Source organism: Streptomyces sp. NPDC002133 (assembly GCF_040296405.1).
GTDB lineage: Bacteria > Actinomycetota > Actinomycetes > Streptomycetales > Streptomycetaceae > Streptomyces.
In genome coordinates, this window is record NZ_JBEOXF010000115.1 from 1 (window position 1) to 9,168 (window position 9,168).

General features: G+C 73.2%; 10 protein-coding genes and 1 pseudogene. 5 read left to right on the forward strand and 6 right to left on the reverse strand.

Features of this window, described 5'->3' with window-relative positions; genetic code table 11:
- From ABT078_RS41805 to ABT078_RS41815, 3 genes and pseudogenes are all read left to right on the forward strand, one after another.
- A partial coding sequence (locus tag ABT078_RS41805; protein ID WP_351237595.1) for a hypothetical protein occupies nucleotides 1–214 on the forward strand: 214 nt, incomplete at its 5' end.
- Nucleotides 215–247: 33 nt separating this feature from the next.
- Nucleotides 248–781 (forward strand): annotated as a pseudogene (locus tag ABT078_RS41810) (ATP-binding response regulator); the annotation flags it as partial.
- Nucleotides 778–1,395: a hypothetical protein gene (locus ABT078_RS41815; protein ID WP_351237599.1), complete on the forward strand. Its 618-nt coding sequence runs from the start codon at nucleotides 778–780 to the stop codon at nucleotides 1,393–1,395. The pseudogene ABT078_RS41810 and the gene ABT078_RS41815, both read left to right, overlap by 4 nt.
- 33 nt (nucleotides 1,396–1,428) lie before the next feature.
- Here the strand turns inward: ABT078_RS41815 and ABT078_RS41820 are convergent, their stop codons facing one another.
- Together ABT078_RS41820 and ABT078_RS41825 are read right to left on the reverse strand one after the other, a co-directional pair.
- Entirely contained in the window at nucleotides 1,429–2,250 is an 822-nt protein-coding gene (locus ABT078_RS41820; protein ID WP_351237601.1) for a serine hydrolase domain-containing protein, read from the reverse strand.
- 10 nt (nucleotides 2,251–2,260) lie between these two features.
- Nucleotides 2,261–2,725: a GNAT family N-acetyltransferase gene (locus ABT078_RS41825; RefSeq protein ID WP_351237603.1), complete on the reverse strand. Its 465-nt coding sequence runs from the start codon at nucleotides 2,723–2,725 to the stop codon at nucleotides 2,261–2,263.
- An 85-nt stretch (nucleotides 2,726–2,810) separates the two neighbouring features.
- Between ABT078_RS41825 and ABT078_RS41830 the strand changes: the two genes are divergently transcribed.
- Entirely contained in the window at nucleotides 2,811–3,266 is a 456-nt protein-coding gene (locus ABT078_RS41830; protein WP_351237605.1) for a MerR family transcriptional regulator, read from the forward strand.
- Nucleotides 3,267–3,306: 40 nt separating this feature from the next.
- On the forward strand, nucleotides 3,307–4,335 hold the full coding sequence (locus tag ABT078_RS41835; protein WP_502981567.1) for an aldo/keto reductase: 1,029 nt from the start codon (nucleotides 3,307–3,309) through the stop codon (nucleotides 4,333–4,335).
- Between the two features lie 273 nt (nucleotides 4,336–4,608).
- Here ABT078_RS41835 and ABT078_RS41840 read toward each other — a convergent pair whose 3' ends face one another.
- The 4 genes from ABT078_RS41840 to ABT078_RS41855 all read right to left on the reverse strand — a co-directional run bounded on the left by ABT078_RS41840 (nucleotide 4,609) and on the right by ABT078_RS41855 (nucleotide 9,033).
- On the reverse strand, nucleotides 4,609–5,829 hold the full coding sequence (locus ABT078_RS41840) for an acyltransferase family protein (protein WP_351237607.1): 1,221 nt from the start codon (nucleotides 5,827–5,829) through the stop codon (nucleotides 4,609–4,611).
- Nucleotides 5,826–6,821 carry an alpha/beta hydrolase gene (locus ABT078_RS41845; protein ID WP_351237609.1) on the reverse strand — a complete coding sequence of 332 codons (996 nt, stop codon included), beginning with the start codon at nucleotides 6,819–6,821 and terminating at the stop codon, nucleotides 5,826–5,828. The genes ABT078_RS41840 and ABT078_RS41845 overlap by 4 nt, the downstream gene beginning before the upstream one ends.
- Before the next feature lie 104 nt (nucleotides 6,822–6,925).
- The gene (locus ABT078_RS41850; RefSeq protein WP_351237611.1) at nucleotides 6,926–7,606 is read right to left on the reverse strand and encodes a response regulator; all 681 of its coding nucleotides are present in this window, start codon (nucleotides 7,604–7,606) and stop codon (nucleotides 6,926–6,928) included.
- On the reverse strand, nucleotides 7,603–9,033 hold the full coding sequence (locus ABT078_RS41855) for a sensor histidine kinase (protein WP_351237613.1): 1,431 nt from the start codon (nucleotides 9,031–9,033) through the stop codon (nucleotides 7,603–7,605). Before ABT078_RS41855 ends, ABT078_RS41850 begins: the two co-directional genes overlap by 4 nt.
- Nucleotides 9,034–9,168 lie beyond the last annotated feature (135 nt).

Here is a 9,168-nt window from a genome sequence, read left to right on the forward strand (position 1 = left end):
TCCAGGCGCTTGTCTTTTCCTTTCCCGACGAAGGTTCGGCGGCCAACAGGTCGTCACGGCTCTTCTTCTCCTCGGTGTCCCCGACGCCGCCGCGGCCACGGCGGCCGGCGCGCTGGTCGTCGCGCTGACCTTCGCGCTCCTCGCCCGCCCGCTGCGGCTCACCGAACTCGACGCGCTGCTGTCCGGCGTCCGCCGGCGGCTGACCCGGCGCTGACACCCCCAGGAGACTGCACCCATGCCCCGTGTGCTCCTCATCGAAGACGACCCGTCCGTACGCGAAGGGGTCGAACTCGGCCTGCGCCGCAGGGGCCACGACGTACGGTCCGCCGCCACCGGTGAGGCAGGGCTCGCCGCGCTCGGCGAGTTCCGGCCCGATCTGGTGCTGCTGGACCTGATGCTGCCCGGCATCCGGGTCCGCCTCGACCCGCGCCGATTCGACATCGTCGTCGCCAATCTCGTCGGCAACGCACTGCGCCACGGTGGCGCGCCCGTGACCGTACGGCTGCGCACCGAGGCGCGCGCGGACGGTGCGCACGTGCTGGTCACCGAGGTCGAGGACAGCGGCCGCGGCATCCGGGACGACGTCCTCCCGCACATCTTCGACCGGTTCTACAAGGCCGACGCCGCGCGTACCCGCTCGGCGGGCAGCGGTCTCGGACTCGCGATCACCCAGGAGAACGTGCGGCTGCACGGAGGCACGGTGCGCGCCGCGAACGCCCCCGGCGGCGGAGCGGTGTTCACCGTGGAGATACCCCTGTACGCGGAGGGCGCCACGGCATGAGACGACTGTCCGTCACCGCGGCGGCACTGACCGCGCTGGCCTCGGCCGCGCTCAGCGGCTGCGGCATCCAGGAGAGCGACGTCATCGAGGCCGGCGGCCCGGCCACGATCCAGGTCTTCCCGAACAGCCAGGTCGGCCTGGTGCTGTTCTTCCGCACCTCGCAGAAGGAGCTGACCCCCGTGATCCGGTACCCGGAGGGGGAGGGCCCCGGGAACTCCGGGATTTCCGGCGCCGGGACGGCGGTTCCCGCGAACCGGGAGAAGCGGACGGCCGCGGCGATCACGGGGTTGTTCCGCGGCCCGCAGGGCAAGGAACGCACGGCCGGACTCACCGACGGGCTGCCCGCGATGGGCCCGGGGGGTCCCGACGTCCGCTCCATGCCACCCGGGCAGGGCGGGGTCGAGGTCACCCTGCCGATCGCGCTGGGCGGCCTCGACGACCTCGCGATACGGCAGCTGGTCTGCACGATCGCGTTCTCCCGGGACTCCGAAGGGCTGACCCCGGTGCACCTGAGAGGAACGGACGGAGCGCTGGAGCGGGCCGGCTGCGACGCCGACGTCGACCTCGGCGTCCATCCCCGGCCGAGCCCGACCGTCCTGCCCACGCTGTCCTAGGCCGTGCCGTCCGGACCGGCCGGAAGGCGAGCCCTAGCGGGAGCCTCGCAGCTCCGCCAGGACCGCGTCCGTGAACGGGGGCCAGGCCTCGACCGCCCACGGTCCGAAGGACCGGTCGGTCAGCGCCACACACGCCGCCCCCGCCTCCGGGTCGATCCACAGGAACGTGCCGGACTGGCCGAAGTGCCCGAAGGTGTGCGGCGAGGACGTCGCCCCCGTCCAGTGCGGGGACTTGCCGTCGCGGATCTCGAAGCCCAGGCCCCAGTCGTTGGGCTTCTGGTGCCCGTACCCCGGCAGGATGCCCGACAGCCCGGGGTGGACCACGGTCATCGCCTCCAGCACGGTCCGCGCGTCGAGCAGCCGCGGCGCCTGCACCTCCGCCGCGAACCTCACCAGGTCGTCGACCGTCGACACACCGTCTTTCGCGGGCGAGCCGTCGAGCGTCGTGGACGTCATGCCCAGCGGCTCCAGCACGGCCTGCCGCAGATACTCGGCGAACGGGATGTCGGTCGCCTTCGCGACGTGGTCGCCGAGCACCTCGAAGCCGGCGTTCGAGTACAGCCTGCGCTTACCGGGCGCGGCCGTCACGCGGTGCTCGTCGAACGCGAGCCCGCTGGTGTGCGCGAGCAGGTGCCGGACCGTGGAGCCCTGGGGCCCGGCCGGCTCGTCCAGCTCCACCGCGCCCTCCTCGTACGCGACGAGCACGGCGTACGCGGCGAGCGGCTTGGTGACCGAGGCCAGCGGGAAGGGGTGCGCGGTGGGGCCGTGCGCCCCGGCGACGGTGCCGTCCGCACGGACGACGGCGGCGGCCGCGGTCGGGACGGGCCAGTTCTCGGTCAAGGCCAGGCTCTGCATGCCTACGACCCTAAAGGGTGAGCCGCATCGCCGGATCGGGGGTCCTGACGAACCCCAGCGACGCGTACAGGGGCTCCCCCTCCTCGGAGGCGCGCAGGTCGACCCTGCGGATGCCGCGGTCCCGGAACCAGCCGAGCAGCCCTTCCATGCAGGCGCGCGAGTGGCCCCGGCGGCGCTGGTCGGGGTCGGTTGCGACGCTGAAGACGTAGCCGGTCGTGCCGGTGGGGTTGCCGGGGCCACCGAGCCGGTACTCGATCGTGCCCACCGCGCAGGCGGCGAGTCCGCCGGGCCGGTCGACGACGAAGGCCGTCAGGTTGCCGTCAGGGTTCGCGAGCCACGTGCGCAGCGACGCGACGGCGTCGGGCTGCCAGCTGGTGTCGGGGTTGCGGAGGCGTGCGATCGATTCGTGCATGACGGTACGGAGACGTACCAGCTCTTCGGCGTCGTCGGGACGTGCGCGGCGTGCGAGGCTCATGAGGGGGAGGCTAACCACCGCACCGCGGAACACGGACAGGTTTTCGCTTGCCTGGAGTGCACTCCAACCTTCTAGCGTGGAGGTCATGACGGTGCTGGAGACCACACCCGCGACAACCGACATCTGTGTGACGGCGCCCCCCGCCCATCCGCGGCCCGAGGGGCAGGACTACTACACGATCAGCGAGGTCGTCGCCTGGACCGGACTCAGCGCGCACACGCTGCGCTGGTACGAGCGCATCGGGCTGATGCCGCACATCGACCGGTCCCACACCGGCCAGCGGCGCTTCCGCAACCGTGACCTGGACTGGCTGAACTTCGTCGGAAAGCTGCGGCGCACCGGGATGCCGGTCGCCGACATGGTCCGGTACGCGGAGCTCGTACGCGAGGGCGACCACACCTTCGAGGAGCGGCAGGAGCTGCTGGAGGCGACGCGCCGTGACGTACACGCGCGGATCGCGGAGCTCCAGGACACGCTGGCCGTGCTCGACCACAAGATCGGCTATTACGCGGACGCCCACCGGGCGTCGGAGAGGGCCTGAGCCCATGACGAGCGACAGGACGAGCGAGAAGAACGGCACGATGGACAAGGTGCGCCTCGGTACTGGGGGTACCTCCCAGGCCGAAGGCTCCGGGGCAGGCCTCGAGGTCGGGATGCAGGGCCTCGGCTGCATGGGCATGAGCGAGTTCTACGGCGACACGGACGAGGCCGCCGCCCGCGACACCCTCGACGCGGCGCTGGAGGCGGGCGTCACGCTCTTCGACACGGCGGACGTGTACGGGCGGGGCGCGAACGAGGAGTTCCTGCGGCCCTTCGTGACCGCCCACCGGGACGAGATCACGCTCGCCACGAAGTTCTCGATCGTACGGACGGACGATCCGCAGTACCGGGGCATACGCAACGACCCCGCGTACATCCGCGAGGCGGTCGAGGGCAGTCTGCGCAGACTCGGCGTCGACGTCGTCGACCTCTACTACATGCACCGGCGCGATCCCGAGGTGCCGCTCGCCGACTCGGTCGGCGCGATGGCCGAGCTCGTCGCGGCGGGCAAGGTCAGGCACCTCGGGCTGAGCGAGGTCACCGGCGCGGAGCTGCGCGAGGCGCACGCCGTGCACCCGATCGCCGCCCTGCAGTCCGAGTGGTCGCTCTTCAGCCGCGACGTGGAGCGGAGCGCGGTGGGGGCGGCGGCGGAGCTGGGCGTCGGTGTGGTGCCGTACTCACCGCTGGGCCGGGGCTTCCTGACCGGGGCGTTCGCGGACGCGGGCAAGGAGCTGGCGGAGGGCGACTTCCGCCGCTACCAGCCGCGCATGGTCGGGGACGCGGCGGTGGCGAACGCGGCGCTCCTCGAGCCCGTGAAGAAGATCGCGGCGGCACACGGGGCCACGGCGGCACAGATCGCGCTCGCATGGGTCCAGCAGCGGGCCCAGGTCCACGGCGTGACGGTCGTCCCTGTCCCGGGCACGCGCAAGCGCAGCCGCCTCGAGGAGAACATGGCCGCGACCCGCATCACGCTGACCGAGGCGGAGCTGGCCCTGCTCGAGCCGATCGCGGGGCAGGTGGTGGGACACCGCTACCTGGACATGTCCTCGACTGCGACGGCCCGCGAGTAGCTCCCCGCCCGCGACGCCTCCGCTTCCGCCCCGGCCTTCGCCCCCACACGGTGCCGGCCGACACCGCTCGAGGCTTGGCTCCTCGGGGCCGGCGGTGAGCCGCACGCCGCTTTCGGCGGCTGGTTTCGCCGTCGGCCGCTGCGGGGCCGGTCCCGCGGGGCCCGGGACGGCAGCCGACAGGTGCCCGACATCCCCGGTCGTCCCCAGCCCGTCCGGCGTTCGAGGAAGGACGGACACACGGGCCCGTCGCGGTGCGCGGGGTGCTCCGGACACTCACGCGAGGCCCAGCGCGAAGGCCAGGAACCCCGCGGAGAGCACGCCCGCCACCGCGCGGCGGGCAGTGGTCGCCCGTGTCCAGGGGGCCTCGAAACACCGTGTGTACCGCCCGATGAGCACCAGCAGCGCCGCGAACAGCGGCAGCCAGGCCAGTCGGGCCAGGACCCACACCACCGTGTCGGGCGCGGTCGTCAGGCCCGGCACCGCGCCCGCGTACGACGCCGGGACCGCCGCCGCGAGCATCGCCGTCTGGTGCCAGCACAGGATCGTCATCGCCGAAAGGTTGACGACGACGACCGGCGCCCACAGTGCGGGCCGCGCCAGCACCCGCCCCAGCCGTTCGCGCAGCAGCATCGCCGCACCGCTCTGCACCGCGGCGAGGGCGAGGACCAGCAGCGACGGCGGGTGGGAGTTGGTGCGGGCCTCACCGGGCACGCCGACCATCGACGCGGGGTAGTGGAAGAGGACGAGCAGCGCCGCGAACAGCACCGCCCCGCCCGCCAGCAGCAGCACCGCGCCCCGTCTCCCGATGCGCTTCTCGCCCCAGGAGACGCCGAGTTGGTACGCGAAGAGCCAGCCCGGAAGGATGTTCAGCACGCTCAGCCAGGACGGCATGCCCTCCGCGTACGGCCCGTACCGCAGGAAGTCGACGACGGCGACGGACAGCAGCAGCGGCGCCGCGGCCCACCCGCCCAGGCTCCGAGCCGCCCGCACGCACACCGGTGTGAGGGCGGTGACGACGACGTACACACCCACGAACCACAGCGGCTGGACGACGAGGGTCGAGGCGGTGTGCAGGCTGTCGGACGGCACCCCCGCTGCCGACAGCACCGCGATCAGCCCGGCCCACACCGCCGTCACCCCGAGCACCGGCCGCCCCAGCCGGGCGACGCGGCCACCCAGCCACTGCGCGGTGCCGCCGGACCTGCGGCAGTACGACAGTACGGAGGCGTAGCCGCCCACCAGGAAGAAGATCCCCAGCATCTGGAGCACCCAGCTGACGGGCGCGAAGGAGCCGTGGGCGGACAGCGGGCTGGCGTTGTGGATCGCGCCGTCCGCGTCGAGCGTGAAGCCGCCGAGCATCCAGTGCCCGGTCGGCACGGCGAGCAGCGCGAGGGCGCGCAGCCCGTCGATCGCACGGTCGCGGTGGGCGGGGGTCGAGGACTCGATCCTCGCGACGAGCGGTGCGAGGAGTGAGAGGGGTGCGAGCGTGCTCATCGGGCCTCACCCCGGGCAATGGCGGCGAAGGCACGGAGCGTCGAGGTCCCGGGCGCGAGGTATCCGGTGTGGCCCTCGGCGTCGGCGGCGGGTACGCGCCGGGCGCCGAACTCCGGCGCGGCAGGGTCGTTTCCGTGGCCGAGGCCCGCGAACTCGACGTTCGGGACCTTGGAGATCCAGTCGGCCGGCGCCTTGGCGGCCCACACCCGGGCATTCGTGCGCAGGTCCGCGACGTCGTCCGCGCGCATCCCGGGGGAGCCGAACGCGACGATGTCCGACGCGTCGGCCTCGTGCGCGGCGAGCCCGCACACGACGGAGCCGTAACTGTGGCAGAACAGTGCGGCCTTCGCGGCGCCGGTCGCGGTGAGCCCGTCGGTGAACCGGACCAGCCGCTCGGCGCCCGCCTCCGCAAGCCCACCGGTGGCGGCGTCGAGCCCGAGACCGACGGGCGTGGTGTAGCCGGCCCAGGCGATCACGGCCGTGGCGCCGTCGGTCGCCTCGTACAGCGAGCGTGCCATCGCGCTCGTACGGTCGAAGGTCCTCGCGTCGATGTCCGAGCCCGGCACGATCACGGCGACACGGCGGGCACGGTCGAGGTCCCCGTACACCTCGACGAGCTGGCCGCGCCCGCGCGGGTCGTACGCGAGGATCTGCCGGCCGTCCGCGTCGCTCCGCAGGGTGCGGGCGTTGGCCTCGTACCGCAGGGCGACCGGGACGCCGTCGAGATTGCCGGCGACGAGAGGGTGGCGTGCGACCAGCGCGCGCTGCTGAGTCGCCGTCAGCGAGGCGAAGAATGCGGCGACGTCACCCGGCGACGCACTCGCCGGGTCGGGCAGCTCCCGCCCGAGCGAGCGGTCCGCCCGCCACTCGGCGGTGCCCGGTGGCGGCCCGGTGACGGGCGTCTGGGCGGTCCCCGAGGCCCACCCGGCCGTCCCCGCGACGACGGTCGTCGCGAGCACCGCGGCGACCAGAGTCCTCCTGAACCGTCGCATGATCCCCTCTTCCTTCTCCGACTGCGTGGCGGGGAGGAAGGTAGGAAGACGGTGCCTGAGGGAGCGTCACACCAGGGAGCCAACTCCCGGGTGATACCCGGGTACTACTGGTCTCCCGGCGTCACCAGGCCGGACTCGTACGCGAAGATCACCGCCTGTGCGCGGTCGCGCAGGTCGAGCTTGGCCAGGACCCGGCCGATGTGGGTCTTCACCGTCTGCTCGGCGACGACCAGCCGGGCGGCGATCTCCTGGTTGGACAGCCCGCGGGCGATCAGCTCCAGGACCTCGGTCTCGCGCGGGGTGAGGCCGTTGAGGCGCAGCGAGGCCCGGTCCTTGCGCCGGGCCGGGCGCCTGGTGACGAGATCGGCGATCAGCCGCCGAGTGACGGAGGGGGCGAGCAGCGCCTCGCCCGCCGCCACGATCCGCACCGCCGAGATCAGGTCGGCGGGCGGGGCGTCCTTCAGCAGGAAGCCGGAGGCGCCGGCGCGCAGCGCCTCGTACACGTAGTCGTCGACGTCGAAGGTGGTCAGCATCAGCACCTTCGGTACGTGGACGACCCCCGGCGGTGGCGCCAGGATCTCGCGGGCCGCCGCCAGTCCGTCGAGTTCCGGCATCCGTACGTCCATCAGGACCACGTCCGGGTGCGTGGAACGGGCCGTCTCCACCCCCTGCCGGCCGTCCGGAGCCTCGCCGACGACGTCGATGTCCGCCTGTGCGGACAGCAGCGCGGCGAAACCCGCGCGCACCATGGCCTGGTCGTCGACGATGATCACGCGAATGGTCAACGGGGGTCCTTCCGGGTCGTGCCGGAGTCCGTCACGGGCGCCGTGGGTGCCGCGGGTGCCGCGGGCGTCAGGGGCATGCGCGCGGCGACCCGGAAGCCGCCGTCCGGCAGCGGACCGGTGTCCAGGCTGCCGCCTGTCAACCGTACGCGCTCGCGCATCCCGACCAGCCCGTGCCCGGTGCCGGTGGTCTCCAGCGCGGAAACGGGTTCGGCAGCGGGGCCGTTGACCACCAGCACCGTCAGACACCCGTCGTTCGCGGTCACCGACACGCGCGTCGGCGCGCCCGGGGCGTGCCGCACCACGTTCGCGAGCGCCTCCTGCACGATGCGGTACGCGGACAGGTCCACGGCCTGCGGTGCGTCGCCCAACTCGGCCGGGAGCGACAGCTCGGCCGGCACCCCTGCCCGTACCGTCGCCTCGACCAGCTGCTGCACCCGCCCGAGCCCCGGCTGCGGCGCCCGCTCTCCCTCCGAACCGTCGCTGCGCAGCACCGCCAGCAGCCGGCGCATCTCGGCGAGCGACTCCCGCGCGCTGGAGGCGATCGTGGCGAACTCCTCCTGGGCGGCGTCCGGCAGCCCGCTGATCCGGTACGGCGCCGAGTCCGCCTGCACCGTGATCACCGACATGTGGTGGGCCACGACATCGTGCAACTCGCGGGCGATACGCGCCCGCTCCTCCAGCAGCGTGCGCTGCGCCCGCTCGGCCTCGCTGATGGTCTCCTGCTCGGCCAGCTTCCGCTGGACGTCGCCACGTGTCCGCAGAATGTGGGCGATCAGCAGGACGACGCCGCTGAGCACGAACAGCAGCACATGGATGCCGTCGCTGTGCTTCTGCGAGACCAGCTCGAAGGCGAACCCGGTCGCACCGGTCACCAGCCAGACTGCCACCAGGGTGCGGCGCGGCTCACGCAGGCCGAGAGCCGGCATCAGCGCCAGGTAGCCGACGACGATCATCGGCGTCCAAGGCCAGCTCCTGCCCGCTGTGCCGTCCGCTCCCAGCAGGGCGACGGCTCCCAGCGCATCGGCGGCGAAGACGATCCACCACGCCTGCAGGGGACGGACCACGGCGAGCAGCAGCGGGGCCGTCTGTGCCGTGGCCAGCGCCCCCGCGAGGGCCCCGTTCACCCTGTAGTCCTGGGTGAGCACGCTGATCGTGACCGGCAGCAGCGTGGCGACGAAGGCGACCGCGACCGCGTACGGCATCCACCGCTGCCACCGTGAGGAAGCCTGTCCGAGCAGCGGCATGGACGGGGACGTGGGCGTGGAGAGGGCGGTGCCGAGCGATCGCAGGGAGCCCTGCGCGGAGGCGCGGGCGTGGCGCGCGCGGTCCGAACGCGCGGCGTTCCGCAGGAAGGACCGCACCCGGCCGTTCCCGGCGGGGGGACGTGTCCGGCGGGGGGTGTCGGGGGGCGGGGACGCGGTACTCATGGCCGGTTCAGCCTAGGCAGCCGGCTGGCCGTGCGGCGTCATACCTCGGGGTCGTGCGGGATGTCCTACCCCGGTATGACATCCCGCACGACCCCGAGGTCGTGTGGCACCGACGGCAGACGTGGACCGCGGTTC

Bases quoted from the DNA above. Each gene is read 5' to 3' on its own strand.
- ABT078_RS41845 (WP_351237609.1), bottom strand. From the start codon at position 6,821: ATGCGACGGTTCAGGAGGACTCTGGTCGCCGCGGTGCTCGCGACGACC.
- ABT078_RS41820 (WP_351237601.1), bottom strand. From the start codon at position 2,250: ATGCAGAGCCTGGCCTTGACCGAGAACTGGCCCGTCCCGACCGCGGCC.
- ABT078_RS41835 (WP_502981567.1), top strand. From the start codon at position 3,307: ATGGACAAGGTGCGCCTCGGTACTGGGGGTACCTCCCAGGCCGAAGGC.
- ABT078_RS41840 (WP_351237607.1), bottom strand. From the start codon at position 5,829: ATGAGCACGCTCGCACCCCTCTCACTCCTCGCACCGCTCGTCGCGAGG.
- ABT078_RS41855 (WP_351237613.1), bottom strand. From the start codon at position 9,033: ATGAGTACCGCGTCCCCGCCCCCCGACACCCCCCGCCGGACACGTCCC.
- ABT078_RS41830 (WP_351237605.1), top strand. From the start codon at position 2,811: ATGACGGTGCTGGAGACCACACCCGCGACAACCGACATCTGTGTGACG.
- ABT078_RS41815 (WP_351237599.1), top strand. From the start codon at position 778: ATGAGACGACTGTCCGTCACCGCGGCGGCACTGACCGCGCTGGCCTCG.
- ABT078_RS41825 (WP_351237603.1), bottom strand. From the start codon at position 2,725: ATGAGCCTCGCACGCCGCGCACGTCCCGACGACGCCGAAGAGCTGGTA.